Below are 15,991 nucleotides of genomic sequence, written 5' to 3'. Positions count from 1 at the left end.
TGATTTGAATACATTATATCTACATTAAAGTCCGATCTTTTTTCATTATTCATGGGCTTTAATTAACTAACCAACCAATTAAAACAAAATAAAAATAGAATCTCTATATTGAAATTATGATGTGGAAAAAAGTAATACTTAGTATACTTTCTGACATTATTTGATAAAAATAACCTAATACATAATTTTGAATCTGTATTCTAGAATTGATTACAATTCATAAAAAGTATAAAATTCCAATCCTCAGATATTTCTATTATCTTCGCAAAAACAAGATATATAATGAAAAATTTTACCTTAACGGCAATCATAGTCGTATGTTCATCTTTTATCAGTTTCACTCAAGAAAAGGATTCTACAAATGAATTAACAGTCGAAAAAATCTGGAAAGAATTTCAGTTCTATGGAAATGGAGTGAGCGGTTTTAGTTCCATGAAAGATGGACAGCATTATTCCCGTTTTGCGTTGATAGATGGCAAAAAATCTATTATGCGTTATTCTTTCGAAGATTTAACAGGAACAGGCGAAACGATTTTAGATGGAAAGGAATTAGTCTATAACAACAAAGCTTTAAAAATTGATTCTTATGAATTCAATGATGATGAATCGAAGTTATTGTTGACTGTAAATCGTCAAAAGCGCTACAGAAGAAGTTTTACTGCAGAATATTTTCTTTATGATTTAAAAACAAAAGTACTGTCACCTTTAGACGCTGAAAGAATACCTCAGACTTTAGCATCCTATTCTCCGGATGGAAAAAAAGTAGCCTTTATTCATAAGAATAATATCTACGTAAAAACTATTGCCAGCGGGAAAGTAAAAGCCATTACAGAAGATGGAAAAGTGAATGAAATAATAAACGGAACAACTGACTGGGTCAACGAAGAAGAATTTGCTTATACAAAAGCTTATGACTGGTCGCCAAATAGTGAATACCTTGCATACTTGCGTTTTGATGAAAGTAAAGTTAAGGAATTCACAATGATGTATTTTGAAGACCTCTACCCTAGCCCTTACACTTTCAAATACCCTAAAACAGGTGAGGATAATTCAAAAGTAACTTTGAATATCGCAAAAGTAAAGAACGGGAAATCTAAAATTATCGACTTAGGCAACTACGAATATATTCCCCGTATAAAATTCTCATCAAAGGAAAATAAATTATTAGCACTGACTTTAAATCGTCATCAAAACCACTTGAAATACCATTGGATTGATACAGATGATAAAAATATGACCGCAAAAGTAATTTATGAAGAAAAAGACGAAGCTTATGTGGAAATAGATGATAATTTATATTTTCTTGAAGATGGAAAACATTTTATCAGAACAAGTGAAAAAGATGGTTTCAATCACATTTACAAAATTGGAATTGATGGATCTAGTCAACAAATTTCAAAAGGAAATTGGGATGTTATTGAATTTATGGGTATCAACGAAGAAACGCAAACGATTTACTATACATCTGCAGAGGAAGGTGCACAATATACAGCACTTTATTCTATTCAATTGGATGGAACTAAGAAGGATAAAATAAGTGAAAAGAAAGGAACTAATTCTATCACTTTTTCACAAGGTTTGAAATACTATGTAAACCGTTGGTCCAATATTAATACACCACCAATTTATTCTTTACATGAAGCGAGTGGAAAATTAATTATGGAGTTAGAGAATAACGAATACCTAAACTTCTACATCGAAGAAATGAATTTCCAACCAAAGAAGTTTATTGAAGTTGAAGGCGCTGAGAAAAGTTTAAATGCTTGGATTTTATTACCACCCGATTTTGACAGTACAAAACAATATCCAGTTTACTTTAACATATATGGTGGACCTGGTTCAAATATGGTTAAGGACGCATATGACGGAGGAAATGGTGCTTACCATCAGCTTTTAGCGCAAAAAGGATATATTGTTATGAGTGTTGATCCCAGAGGAACAATGTACAGAGGAGCTAAATTCAAGAAGTCTACATATTTAGAATTGGGTAAATTAGAAACTGATGACATGATTGCAGTTGCACAATATGTAAAGAAATGGGATTTTGTTGATCCAGAGCGCATTGGAATTATGGGTTGGAGTTATGGAGGATATATGGCTTCATTAGCTATTACTAAAGGTGCGGATGATTTTAAAATGGCAATCGCTGTTGCTCCTGTTACTAACTGGAGATATTATGATAATATTTATACTGAACGATTCATGCGTACACCTCAAGAAAATGCATCGGGTTATGACGACAATTCGCCTATCAACCATGTTGATAAATTAAAAGGTAATTATTTCATTATTCACGGTTCTGGAGATGACAATGTCCACGTTCAAAATGCAATGGAAATGATCACAGCTTTAGTCAAAGAAAATAAGGATTTTAAGCAGTTTATCTACCCAAATAAAGATCATGGTATTTATGGCGGAAACACAAGAAATCATTTATTTAGAATGATGTTAGAATATACAATAGAAAACTTATAATTTGTAGTTTGATCTATCAATAATTAATCCACGAATTAAACTAAACAGAAATCTGTTTGTTGATTAAAGGCAAAGAATTGCACGAAAAAGATTAAATAAATGAAAGATTTAATTAACTTAGGCAACCGAATTAAAGTACATTAAAAACGAGTAAAAAAAAATGAGCGAAACTGCAAAATTAGAAATTGGAGGGAAAACATATGAATTCCCTGTTATCACTGGTACAGAGAATGAAAAAGCAATAGACATCAAGAAATTGAGAGGTACTACTGGAGTAATTACAATAGATCCTGGATTTAAAAACACAGGTAGTACTACAAGTGCAATCACATACCTAGATGGAGAAAACGGAATTTTAAGATACCGAGGTTATCCAATTGAACAATTAGCAGAACAAGCCACTTTTTTAGAGGTTGCTTTTCTTCTTATTTATGGAGAATTACCAACTGAAGCTCAATTAACAGACTTTAAGAAAAGCATCACAAATCATACTTTGGTTCATGAGGACATGAAGCAGTTTTTCGAAGCTTACCCTTCAAAAGCTCACCCGATGGGAGTCTTAGCATCAATGGTTGTTAGCTTATCTACTTTTTATCCAGAATCTCAAGATCCAAATAGATCATCAGAAGCAGTTGATTTAACAGTTCACAGACTTTTAGCTAAGTTACCAACTTTAGCTGCAATGTCTTACAAAAACGCTGTTCGTCATCCTTTTATTTATCCAAAAAATGATTTGGATTATGTAGAGAATTTCTTGAACATGATGTTTGCAATGCCAACGGAGGAATACAAACCAAATCCAGTTGTAGCAACAGCATTAAACAAATTATTAATTCTTCATGCTGATCACGAGCAAAACTGTTCTGCATCAACTGTAAGAATTGTTGGTTCTTCTCAAGCAAATCTTTATGCTTCTATCTCAGCGGGAATTTCTGCACTTTGGGGACCTTTACATGGTGGAGCTAACCAAGCTGTAATAGAAATGCTAGATAAAATTCAAGATGATGGAGGTGATTTAGATAAGTGGATAAATAAAGCGAAAGACAAAGATGATTCTTTCCGTTTGATGGGATTCGGACACAGAGTTTACAAAAATTTCGATCCACGTGCTAAGATTATCAAAAAAGCAGCGGATGATGTTTTAGAACAATTAGGTGTTGATGATCCAGCTTTAGACTTGGCAAAAAAAATGGAGAAAATTGCATTAGAAGATCCTTATTTCGTAGAAAGAGGTTTGTATCCTAACGTAGATTTCTACTCTGGAATTATATACAAAGCACTGAAAATTCCTTCTGAAATGTTTACTGTAATGTTCGCATTGGGAAGATTACCAGGATGGATTGCACAATGGAAAGAAATGATTGAAAACAAAGAACCAATCGGAAGACCACGTCAGATTTATACTGGTGCTACAGAACGTGATTATGTTTCTATTGAAAAAAGATAATTTCAAATTTATTATATCGAGAAGTCCAAACAGAAATGTTTGGACTTTTTTTGTACCCTGCAGTTTTTGAAGAAGGAATTTTACAAATTATACTTTGGCAAAAATGTATAGTCACACTCCTACTAATATTCTCAAAAACCTTATATTCACAAAAAAGTCAAGAGTAAAATGAAAATACATCCATTAAATACAGGAAACTTTAAATTAGACGGTGGTGCAATGTTTGGTGTTGTGCCAAAAACATTATGGTCAAGAACCAATGAGCCTGACGAAAATAATATGTGTAGTTGGGCTATGCGTTGCATGCTTATCGAAGATGGTGATCGATTAATGCTTATTGATACTGGAATTGGTGACAAACAAAGTGAGAAATTTTTCTCTTATTATTATATGTTTGGTGATGACTCATTAAAAGGAAACTTGAAGAAGTTAGGTTTTTCACCCGACGATATTACAGATGTTTTCTTAACTCACCTACATTTCGACCATTGTGGTGGAGCTGTAGAAAGAATTGGTGAAAATCGATTTGCTCCAGTTTTTAAAAATGCAACTTTTTGGAGTACCGAAAAACACTGGAAATGGGCAACAGAGCCTAACGCGAGAGAAAAAGCTTCATTTCTATCTGAAAATATCCTTCCCTTAGAAGAGTCTGGTCAATTGAAATTTGTTACCAGAACAGGAGATTTCAGTAAAGAAGTTTTTAATGATATTGATTTACTATTTGTTGATGGACATACAGAAAGTCAAATGATTCCACATATTCGCTACAAAGGTAAAACCATTGTTTTTATGGCTGATTTATTACCTTCAGTTGGTCATATACCATTGCCTTATGTTATGGGGTATGACACGCGACCTTTAATAACATTAGATGAAAAAGAAAAATTCTTAAAGAAAGCCGCACAAGAACAATACATTTTATTTCTTGAACATGATCATTTGAACGAATGCTGCACTTTGAAAGAAACAGAAAAAGGTATTCGTTTAGACCAAACATTTAAATTCAACGAACTATTCTAATTAAATATTTTATTCTTCTATTATGGACAAGTACATTAAACAGCTTTTACTTCTTTATTCAAAAGTTATTTTACCGGAATTTGGTGCAATTGTAATTGCCAATGAAGAAACTGGTGAACTAATGTTTAATGAATACCTGACTTATGATGATGGAAAACTTTCCACCTTGTTAGAAAAAGAGTCTACCATGGATATACAAGCAGCTAAAAATAGTGTTGCTAAGTACATTCGCGAATTAGAACTTCTTCTCAATAAAGGGGAAACATATTCAATTTTTAAATTGGGTGAGTTTAGAAAAGATAAAGACGGCTCAATAATATTTGAAGGTAACATAAAAACTGGCGGGCCTTTATCGTCTGACTCAACTATGGGGCCTTCTCCTACCCCACCCAACAAATCTGAAACGACTTCTAGACCTATTAAGAAAGTGGAAAATGAAGTTATAAAGGATAAAGAAAATGATATTTCAGAATCGAAAGTAGAAAAACCTGAACAAGCTACAGAAAAAGTTGTTCCACCAATTTCAAAACCTGAAGAGAAGGTTAAACCAAAGGAAAAGATTGAAGAGAGAACGAAAAGCAAGGAGGAAAAAATTGAGGCTAAAGCCGAGAAAGTAATAGTTCCTCCTCCTGTTTCAAAATCAGCGGACAAGGTTTCTGAAACTTCTGAACCTAAGAAGAACACTTACATAGAAAAAGAAAAACTCACCGATGGTTCACCAATAGTTGAGCCGATTAAAAAGGATGATGTTCCACCAATAATAATCGCAGAAGAAAATAAACGAAAAAGAGGATGTTTATTCTGGATATTATTACTGTTGGTTCTTTTAATAATTGGTGGAAGTGTATTTGTAGCTACAAATTATGAAAAGGTTGAAGAGTATTTAGGTTGGAACAGTAACCAAGAATTAGAGAATGAAGCTACTGAAAAAGAACAACTTGAAAAAGAAAAAGCTCAAGCTGAGGCAGAACGAAAAAGAAACGAAGAATTAAATAAGCAAATAGCAGATACAATGATAGTTGATCTGTCTGAAGAAGTAAAACTGGATTCAATTGAAAATTTGATTCAACCGGAAATGGAATTAGAAGAAGAAAAAACAGCTGTGACTGTACCTGTTTCATCTTCAAAGGGCAATCACCACATTGTGATTGGCTGCTTCAATGAAAAGTCGAATGCAGAAGGTTTAGTGAATAAATACAAACAAAAAGGATTCGATGCTAAAATCATTAGTCAATTAGGAGGTTTGTACTTTGTTGCCGCTCAAAGCTATTCAACCTTTGAGGAAGCTAAATCAGAATTATCTCGCGTAAGACAAGATATTGAAGGTGCTTGGCTTTTTAAGCAATAAATTAAAACTTAGCTATTCATTTAAAAATGGACAAAAAGAAGAAAATAATTGATGTAAAACAGGTCATTCATGAGAAGAATCCAAAACTTTTAAAATTTCTTCCCGGGTTTATAGTTCGCTATTTACAGCGCATCCTTCATGAAAAAGACGTAAATCAATTCATAAATGATCACAGCGAAGATTCTCCAATTGAGTTTTGTCTTTCTGTGATGAAAAAATTCAGTATTGACCTAAAATTTGAAGGATTAGAAAATGTACCTGATCAAGGTGGAGCGATTTTAGCCATGAATCATCCTTTGGGAGGAATGGACGCTATGGCTATGGTAACCATACTTCATGAAAAGCGACCAGATGTTAAGTTCGTTGTTAACGATGTTTTAATGCATCTGGAAAACTTACAACCCATATTTGTTGGTGTAAATTTACATGGTGGAAATGCCGCGGCATCATTAAAGAAAGTTGATGAAACTTTCCAAGGAGATGATTTATTGTGCATTTTCCCTGCTGGATTAGTCAGTAGAAAAATTGATGGAGAAATTGTAGATTTAAAATGGAAAAAAACATTCGTTACAAGATCCATAAAATACAATAAAACAATAATTCCCGTTTTTATTGATGGTGAACTATCAGATTTCTTCTATAATTTATACTCAATTAGAAAGAAATTAGGCGTTAAGGCCAATATTGAAATGTTATATTTAGTGAATGAACTTTATAAACAACATCATAAGAAAATAAAAATTAAATTTGGCCCCCCCTTACAAGCAGCGAACTTTGATAATTCTAAATCGCATGATGAATGGGCACAGTTTGTTAAAGATAAAGTCTACCAATTAAAAGATTGATATGCCAGAGAAAGAAGAAAAAATAATTGATCCTATAGAGCGTCAGCTTATTAAAAATGAGTTAACGAAAGATCGATTTGGTCGATTAACTAGAAAAGGAGACAACGAGATATACATAATAAATCATCACAATTCTCCAAATACAATGAGAGAAATAGGTAGATTACGCGAATTATCTTTTCGTTCTGCTGGTGGTGGAACAAAAAAATCCATTGACATTGATCAATATGATACCTGCGAGAATTGCTACCAACAGCTTATCGTTTGGAGTCCGGAGGATGAAGAAATTATTGGTGGATTAAGATTCATAAATTGCGTGGATATTTTAACCGATAATCTAGATGAATTTATTCCTATGAGTACTTCTCATTATTTTAATTTCTCTAATCAATTTAAAACAGATTTTCTCCCTACAGCGATTGAATTAGGAAGAAGTTGGGTTCAGCCAATGTATCAACCTTCGGTAAACCCAAGAAAGGGATTGTTTGCATTGGATAATTTATGGGATGGATTAGGCGTTTTAACTGTAATCTACCCAAACTTGAAATATTTCTTTGGTAAAGTTACAATGTATCCCGATTATCATGAGGAATCACGTGATTTCTTATTGTACTTCTTACAAAAATATTTCCCAGACCAAGATGGTTTAGCAACATCTATGTATCCATTAAAACAATCTTATGATGAGGATAAATTTAAAGCTTTATTAGAAGGTAAAAATTTCAAGGAAGGTTTTAAAGTACTGACGCAATTTGTTCGAGAAAACGGAGAAAATGTGCCACCCTTAATGAATATTTACATGCACCTCTCTCCTACTATGCGTTCTTTTGGAACTGCTGTAAATCCAGATTTCGGCGGGGTCGAAGAAACTGGAATTGTTGTTACAATTGCAGATATTTATGAGGATAAAAAAGAAAGACATATTGCGCCAGTGGCGAATTAATAAAATAATTCTGTAGAGGTGTAATACATTACACCTCTACAGAACGGTTTAACGCTATTGTAAAACTACCTTCTTCGTATATTTCTTATCCTCATGAATAAACGTCACCAAATAAATCCCTCTTGCATATTGTGCAATATTCGTTTTTAAAACGCGATTTTTCTTTAAATCAGTAAATCGATTCATGATTTTCCCAGTAATATCGGTTACAAACATCTCATTTATATCTGCTCCTATTTTTATATTTAAATCACCTTGTGTTGGATTTGGCCAAATGTTCCATTCTATTGAAATTAAAGTATCACTTGCGAATGGGTTTTCCTCTTCTTCAATCGTAGTTTCTTCTTCACAATCTTCAACAAACGAGTAGGTATCTATAATTCTAACCATTAAATCGTTCAGTAATTCTACTTTATATTCATCTGTAGATGGTTCAATATGAGAACCACCAATTCCACTATGATTCGTCAAAAATGCATAAGTTCCGTTTGATCCCAAGGCAAAGCAACGCATTAAATATTCCGTATCTTTTTGAATTCCACTAGCTGCTAAGGGCACAATCCTAATTCCTTTGGAAGCTGCTTTTCTTGCAATAACTTTCAATTCTTGACGAATTTGAGGATTGTTATGTGGCGGTGCATCCAAAACCAAAAACATAATTCGTGTTCTAGCGTTTTCACTCCACTTGAGACTATCAATTGCTTCATTCATTGCCAATTCTACAGCTTCTTCATAATCTCCACCTCCAGCTGCACTTTGCTGGTTAATGAAATCAATTGAAGAGGAAAGAACGTCAGTGAAATCATGACGACGTGTTACGTATTCATCTGTATGGTCACGATAAAATACATTTCCAAAATTAAAAGTCAATTCGGGATGATCATTTTTAGATTTGAAAATAACATGATTCAGTTCATCTTTCAGGTAGTTAATTTCGTCTCCCATTGAACCAGTGGCATCTACAACAAATGCGATATCAACCACATCTGAAGCGCCACATTCTGCATTTATTGTTAAAGAATTTACCCCATTTTGAAATGTAGTTAAACGACGAATCGTGTGGGTTTCTCCTTTATAACTTACGATTGCTGATGCTGTGTTGCTCCATATATCATTTATTCCCAGCTTTCCCCACAGTTCAGCTTTTCCAGTATTATCAGTACGACTTTCATAACTTACAGCTTTGTTTTCATCTAATAATTGAACCAGAGCGTCCACAATTGGATATCCATCTGCATTTTTTAATTGAACAGTATAGCGTTCTGAAAAGGACAAATCCCATTTTTGTTTATATACTGAAAGTTCATTTTCGGCGATATCATTCCACATTTCCCATTTTGCAAAGTCATTTATTTCCCCTGCTGTTAATGAACCAGATCGTGAAGAACCCTCAATGCTTTTATAGTCTTCAGATTTGGGAACATCTAAGGAAGTGATAGATGGTTTACTTATTCTAGGTGGGCTTTTCCGAATAGACTTAGTTTCTGCTACTTCTTCCATAGCATCACCAAACATCATCCTTTCTTCTTTGGAATAACTGTATGATTCAATTGATTCAGTTTTGGGAAGATCATATCTTGGTGCAACATATCCATCCTTCTTTGCTAATGCAAAATCATCTTTTTCATCTCCCGTAACTCTAATATTTTTGACCAATTTATCGTGTCCTTCATATTTGAATTCAACACGATAATATCCTGTGTCTAACTTCACATTGAAATTTCCTAAATGATCTGTTAACACAGAAGCGACTTTCTCTTTTCCTTTATAAATATCCACATTTCCGTACCCGAGAGATGCAATATTCCCAGAATTCATGTTTCCACTAATGGACTGTGACCAGGAGCTAAAGGAAAGAAAAATTGTAAAAAGTACTGTAAATAGGCGTAAACGTTTATAATTCTTCATGATTTCTTTTTTGATACCTACTTGTACAGTTCAAGTTTAAATCGGTTCAAAATAAAAAAAGTATAAAGGAGAAACAGTAATTTCATCCTGTAAAAAACACAATTCTATAGATTATAATTCTCATTCATTTTCCTGATTCTTTTTATCAATTCCTTTTTCAAAGCTTCAGGTTGTAAAACTTGAACATCTCCTCCATAACTCAATAATTCACGTATTAATTCTTCGGAAACGAGTGCAAATAATTCAAATATAGATTCTTCTTTACTTTCTTTTAATATTCTTTGACTTTCATGGAATGGTTGAGAATTGATGTATTTAGAAGCAATGTTAGTAGCTGTGAATATTATTTTTTCTGGTCTTGCGTCTGAAGAAGCTGTAATTCCAATTGAATGTCTAAAAAATAAATCAGGTTTGAAAGCTGCTGGCTTCTCTCCCGTTTGTTCAATGATATCTAGATCAGAGATTCTGTCTAAAGCATAGGTAATAACTCTCTCTTTAACTGAATCATAGCAAATCAAGTACCATCTGTTATTGTATTCTTTCAATAATAAAGGAGTTACTTTCCTTTGTTTACGCACTTGCGTTACAAAACTTTCGTAAGTAAAATAAGCGATATATTGATTCTTAATGGCAGAAAGTAACGGTTGAAGAAACTCATTACCAATAGCAGCAGTAGATTTTTCGAATTGAATGAGTTGATCAATATCTACATCGGCATTTCTAGAATCTGAATCTACATTCACTCTATCTATGATTTTATTCAGTGCGAATCCGAAATTTTGAAACATCTCTGTGTCCTTAAATTGAGAAAGCGTGCTTAATGCAAATTGAATTGAAGCAATATCATCTTCAGACAATGGCTTTTCATTGATTGTAAAATCAGGATTTTCGTAATAATAACCTTTATTTGATTTAGAGTATTTAATTGGCGCATCAAGTTCCTGCCTCATGGCAAAGAGATCTTTCTCGATTGTAGAGTCCGAAATATGCTTTCCATTAGTATCTCCATACAATTCCATTTCACAAGCATAGCGTAAATCAAGCTTTGAAGGATATGGATTGAATGAATTACCTAATGCTTTATCAATAATTCGATAACGGATCAAAGCATTTTTGATGTGAGGCATAAATAAAAAATTTTAATCTTTTTAGAATTGCTTGAGTATCTGAATTCTTTTTTCGATTGGTGGATGAGTAGCAAACAACCCTTTCAAACCACCAAATAGACCCATTGTAGTATCTTCAGGTGCATTTTCAATAAACATTTCCTGAACATCCTCACTTTTTACTTGATCAACATGATGATTTCCAGAAATCTTTTCCAACGCTGTAGCTAAAGCCAAAGGATTTTTAGTCATTTCAGCAGCACCAGAATCTGCCATATATTCTCTTTTCCTACTCAGTGCAAATTTGAAAAGTATAGATAAGAAATAAGCCAAAGCGGCTAGAACTACAATTATAATCATAATTGCAGCACCACCTTTATTATCATCCTTACTTCTTCTTGAAGACATTCCGCCATACAGAATAGATCTAAAGGCAATCTGCATAATAAAAGAAAAAATTCCTACAAATACAATTGACACAATCAACAACTTGACATCACTATTTCTGATATGCATCAATTCATGAGCAATTACACCTTCCAATTCTTCATCTGTTAAAGTGTCTACAATTCCTCTGGTCAGTGTAACTGTGAATGTTTTTTCATTTATACCACTGGCAAAAGCATTCAAAGCAGAACTTTCAATAATTCTCAATTTTGGCATTTTCATACCAACACTCATGCATAAGTTCTCTGTCAAATTGTATACTCGCATATTTTCCTTACGAGACAAACTATGAGATTTAGCGGCACTATTAATCATTGTTGAATTGGCAAAATAAGCCACAACAAACCAAATTCCTACAGCCAATAAAACCATAGGAATGGCATTGGTAAATTGCTCTAAAACAAAATCTAAAGGAGGTAAACCTTCTTCAGTGTAATTAATAGCATAGAAGAAGATAAAAACCATAACTAAAACCAATAACGGAAATGCCATTAGTAATAGTATTGATTTTCTATTGTTTGAAGATATCTGCTGTTGCAGTCCAACATATTTCATATTCGAAACAGCCAATTTTTAAAATTTAATTTCAGGAGCTACTTCTAAAGTTACACGTTGAGCTTCACCTAAGTCGAACATTGGTTCTTGTTTAAATCCAAACATCCCAGCAAAAACGACATTAGGGAACTTTTGTACCGAAACGTTCAATTCTTTTGTTGTCGAGTTAAAGAATCTTCTAACTGCAGCCAATTTATTTTCAATATCAGAAAGCTCATTTTGCAACTGCATAAAATTAGAACTTGCTTTTAAATCCGGATAAGCTTCCACTTGCAAACTTAATCCACTTAATGCAGAATTCAATTGCTTTTCTGCTGCGATTTTCTCATTTACTGAAGATGCATTCACAGCAGATTGTCTTGCAGCCGTTACAGCTTTCAACACACCACTTTCATGATCCATATATCCTTTTACAGCTGCTACCAACTGTGGTACCAAATCATGACGCTGTTTCAATTGAACATCGATATCTGCAAATGCATTTTCTCTATTTTCTCTTAATCTTACAAGTGCGTTATAAATAGCAACAACCCAAATCACTAAAACAACTCCAACTATTATGGCAATCCAAAATCCACTCATTTTCTTTCGTTTTTATTTAGTTCTAAATATACGAAAATTTCATTTAGAAGAAATGGAGTTAGATAATATTGTGAATTATCTAAACCTAGAAAGCAAAAAAGTCCTGACGAATTCGCCAGGACTTTATAAAATTTAATATACGAAACTATACAGCCTCTATTTCTTCAACTTCGTTATCATGTTTATGATCTTTACTTCTCATTAAATCAGCAACTATTGGTGTTGCAATACACACAGAAGAGTATGTACCTACAATAACACCAATCATCAATGCGAATACGAATCCTTTAATTGCACCACCATCAAAGATGAAAATAGTTAACAATACAATGAATGTAGATAAAGAAGTATTCACAGTACGACCTAATGTAGAATTAATCGCATCATTAATAATTTCATTTTGTGTTCTTCTACGGTATTTATTCAAGAACTCACGAATTCTATCAAATACTACTACTGTATCATTAATAGAGTAACCTACAACTGTAAGTATCGCTGCAACGAATGCCTGATCAACTTCCATATTAAAAGGAAGAACTCCATGTAATAGCGCAAACAATCCAAGTACAATAATCACATCATGTGTCATAGCTACAATTGCACCCAATCCATATTGCCATTTACCGAATCTAATCAAAATATATACAAAGATGATGATTAACGATAATATGATTGCTATAGAAGAAGAACGTTGTAACTCCTCAGAAACTGTAGGAGAAACTGAACGGCTATTTTCAATAGTTGCAATTCCAAATTGTGCTTCAGCACCTTCAAGAGCAGCTAATAAATCCTTACGAACGATAGCCTCTGAATTAGGTACATTTTGCATGTAATCCGTAGCAATTTCAACACGGTAATCTGAGTTTCTGATTTTCACTTCAACAGAAGCAGCTGCTCCATTCGTTTGTAAACCATTACGCAAAACTTCTTTGATTTCTTCAACGTCTTGACCAACTGGTTTATCAAAAACAGTTTCATAAGTTCTACCTCCAGAAAACTCAACAGATGGTTTCAAACCACGTGTAGAGATAGCAATAATACCACCTAGAACTAATATACCTGAAACAATATAAAACTTCTTACGGTTCTTAATGAAGGCTACATTAATGTTTGTAAATGCATTTTTAGTCATTGGTGTAGTAAACGCAAATCCTTTATTTCTTGCGATTTGAGATTCAAAAATCAATCGAGTAATGACCACTGCTGCAAAAACAGAAGTGAAAATACCGATAATTAAAGTAGTTGCGAAACTTTCAATTGGTCCTGTTCCGAATGTTTTCAAAACAATAGCAACTAATAAAGTAGTAACATTGGCATCAATAATTGAAGAAAGTGCATTTCCATAACCATCTTTAATTGCCAATTTCATTCCTTTCCCTTCACGTAATTCTTCACGAACACGTTCGAAGATCAGTACGTTTGCATCTACTGACATACCAATTGTAAGTACGATACCAGCGATACCCGCTAATGTTAAAACCGCCCCAAACGCTGCTAAGAAACCAACGATTAAAACAATATTGATAATCAAAGCGATATCTGCAACCAAACCAGCACGACCATAGTAGAATACCATGTAAATCAATACTAGAGCAAGAGCAAATGCGAACGAGATTAATCCTGAACGTGAGTTTTCAGCACCAATCGTTGGTCCTACAACTGCTTCGTCTACAATAATACATGGAGCAGGAAGAGCACCCGCATTCAATAAATTAGTAAGGTTTTGTGCTTCTGCAACAGTAAAGTCTCCAGAAATCAAAGTCTGTCCACCTGTTATTGCTCCATTAATGATAGGTGCACTATACACTTTATCATCCATAGTAATTGCGATAAAATTCCCAACATTTTCTGATGTCATTTTACCCCACTCTTCAGCACCACGATCGCTCATGTCAATACTAACACCACGTTCTGCTTGATTAGGATCAAAAGATAAACGTGCATTTTCAATATCTGTTCCTCCAACTCTAGCTTTTAAGTCTTGAGGAATTTTCAAAGCATATAATGTGTAATATGTAGTATCGGCAACACCAAGATTTTCACCCTTAGATCCCCAAACGAATCTTATGTTTTCTAACATTAATTCTTCCGACTTTTCATACAATATTGCATTAACCTTAGAAGTATCAGCTGCCTTTGAGAAACCTAAACGCGGACTATTTTGAAATCTATTTTCTGCATCGATATTCACTTGGAACATTCTACCAAATGATGACAATTTGAAAGTAGTATCACTCGCTTCGTTATCCTCTTCTAATGCTAATTCATCTTCTAATGATAACACTGAAGAATCTTGCTCAGTTGCATTTTCATCGTTGTCAGCTACTGTAGAATCAGAATCTTCACTAAACAAATCATCAAACTCATCATCACTTACATCATCAGAGCGTTCAATCAATAATTCATTAAAGAACCCTCCTAATTCTTCACCTTTAAAAGCAAGGTAAAACTCTAAATTTGCAGTAGATTGCATTCGTTGTCTAACGGTAGCTTGATCTTTTACACCTGGAAGTTCAATATATAAACGATTGGCGTTGTTATCTTTTGTGATATTTGGTTGAGCAACACCGAATTGGTTAATACGATTTTCCATAATCGTTTCAACACCATCCAATGCACCTTCAGACAAACCTCTTAAGTAAGTTTTTGTTACTTCATCAGTTGCTTTGTTCGAGATTTCAGAAACGACATCATCTGTAGAAAACTCACGAATCAACAAACGCTCTGGGAACATTTCTTGGTGCTTAGCCGCAAAAATATCAATAAAATCACCTCCCTGAGAATTAAACTGCTCTAAAGCTGCTTCATATGGTTTATTGAAGTGTAAATCTCTAGGATTTAATGCTGCATTTCTTACTAAATCAGACATTGAAAGCTCAAGTGTTACAGACATTCCACCTTCAAGGTCAAGTCCTAATGATACACTTTTCCCTTTCACTTCACTAAAAGAGTTACCTAAGTAAACAACTTCTTCATTTTTTTCTTTTAAAATTTCATTAATAAAAGCTGCTTTTGCTAATGCAAAGGCTTCGTTATCATTTTTGAAATTTACGAAAGTCCCGTTAGGTAGTTTTACAGATTCATCGCCTGCACTCGCTTTAAGAGCTTCAACTCTTTCAATTGCCAATTGCTCAGCCTCGTTTTCAATACCACTTCCGATGAAAGAAAATGATATTTGGTAGATACTTACTACCAGTAGTAAGATAGTAAAAAACCAGAAAAATCCTTTATTACGCATAGTTAACGTGTCATTTGTTATTTAATAGCTGGCAAATATAGAATTATCATTTATTAATCACAACCTAAAGTTAAGAT

11 protein-coding genes are annotated in these 15,991 nt (G+C 33.5%); 6 read left to right on the top strand and 5 right to left on the bottom strand.

Annotated elements, in window-relative coordinates; genetic code table 11:
- Positions 1–282 precede the first annotated feature (282 nt).
- The 6 genes from C6368_RS04585 (at position 283) to C6368_RS04560 (ending at position 8,078) form a co-directional block, all read left to right on the top strand.
- Positions 283–2,475, top strand: a complete 2,193-nt coding sequence (locus C6368_RS04585) for a S9 family peptidase (protein ID WP_107037996.1) — start codon at positions 283–285, stop codon at positions 2,473–2,475.
- Positions 2,476–2,635: 160 nt separating this feature from the next.
- Positions 2,636–3,922, top strand: a complete 1,287-nt coding sequence (locus tag C6368_RS04580) for a citrate synthase (protein WP_107037995.1) — start codon at positions 2,636–2,638, stop codon at positions 3,920–3,922.
- 168 nt (positions 3,923–4,090) lie between these two features.
- The gene (locus C6368_RS04575) at positions 4,091–4,942 is read left to right on the top strand and encodes an MBL fold metallo-hydrolase (protein ID WP_107037994.1); all 852 of its coding nucleotides are present in this window, start codon (positions 4,091–4,093) and stop codon (positions 4,940–4,942) included.
- Positions 4,943–4,964: 22 nt separating this feature from the next.
- Positions 4,965–6,290 (top strand): SPOR domain-containing protein, encoded by a 1,326-nt coding sequence (locus C6368_RS04570; protein WP_107037993.1) that lies wholly within the window; start codon positions 4,965–4,967, stop codon positions 6,288–6,290.
- A gap of 26 nt (positions 6,291–6,316) precedes the next feature.
- Positions 6,317–7,135, top strand: a complete 819-nt coding sequence (locus C6368_RS04565) for a 1-acyl-sn-glycerol-3-phosphate acyltransferase (RefSeq protein ID WP_107037992.1) — start codon at positions 6,317–6,319, stop codon at positions 7,133–7,135.
- Between the two features lies 1 nt (position 7,136).
- A complete protein-coding gene (locus C6368_RS04560; RefSeq protein WP_107037991.1) occupies positions 7,137–8,078 on the top strand; it encodes a GNAT family N-acetyltransferase in 942 nt (313 codons plus the stop codon).
- A 54-nt stretch (positions 8,079–8,132) separates the two neighbouring features.
- On the opposite strand, the gene C6368_RS04555 is transcribed toward C6368_RS04560, so the two are convergent.
- The 5 genes from C6368_RS04555 to secD all read right to left on the bottom strand — a co-directional run bounded on the left by C6368_RS04555 (position 8,133) and on the right by secD (position 15,914).
- Positions 8,133–9,986 (bottom strand): T9SS type A sorting domain-containing protein, encoded by a 1,854-nt coding sequence (locus C6368_RS04555; protein WP_107037990.1) that lies wholly within the window; start codon positions 9,984–9,986, stop codon positions 8,133–8,135.
- Between the two features lie 104 nt (positions 9,987–10,090).
- Positions 10,091–11,113 carry a helix-turn-helix transcriptional regulator gene (locus C6368_RS04550; RefSeq protein WP_107037989.1) on the bottom strand — a complete coding sequence of 341 codons (1,023 nt, stop codon included), beginning with the start codon at positions 11,111–11,113 and terminating at the stop codon, positions 10,091–10,093.
- A gap of 21 nt (positions 11,114–11,134) precedes the next feature.
- Positions 11,135–12,094, bottom strand: coding sequence for a M48 family metallopeptidase (locus C6368_RS04545; protein WP_107037988.1), 960 nt, complete (start codon positions 12,092–12,094; stop codon positions 11,135–11,137).
- Between the two features lie 18 nt (positions 12,095–12,112).
- Positions 12,113–12,676, bottom strand: a complete 564-nt coding sequence (locus tag C6368_RS04540; RefSeq protein ID WP_107037987.1) for a LemA family protein — start codon at positions 12,674–12,676, stop codon at positions 12,113–12,115.
- Between the two features lie 145 nt (positions 12,677–12,821).
- A complete protein-coding gene (gene secD, locus C6368_RS04535) occupies positions 12,822–15,914 on the bottom strand; it encodes a protein translocase subunit SecD (RefSeq protein ID WP_107037986.1) in 3,093 nt (1,030 codons plus the stop codon).
- Positions 15,915–15,991: the final 77 nt, after the last annotated feature.

Origin of the sequence: Brumimicrobium mesophilum (assembly GCF_003025005.1) — a bacterium.
Taxonomy (GTDB): Bacteria; Bacteroidota; Bacteroidia; order Flavobacteriales_D; family Crocinitomicaceae; genus Brumimicrobium; species Brumimicrobium mesophilum.
This window is presented reverse-complemented; position numbering and strand designations above follow the sequence as displayed.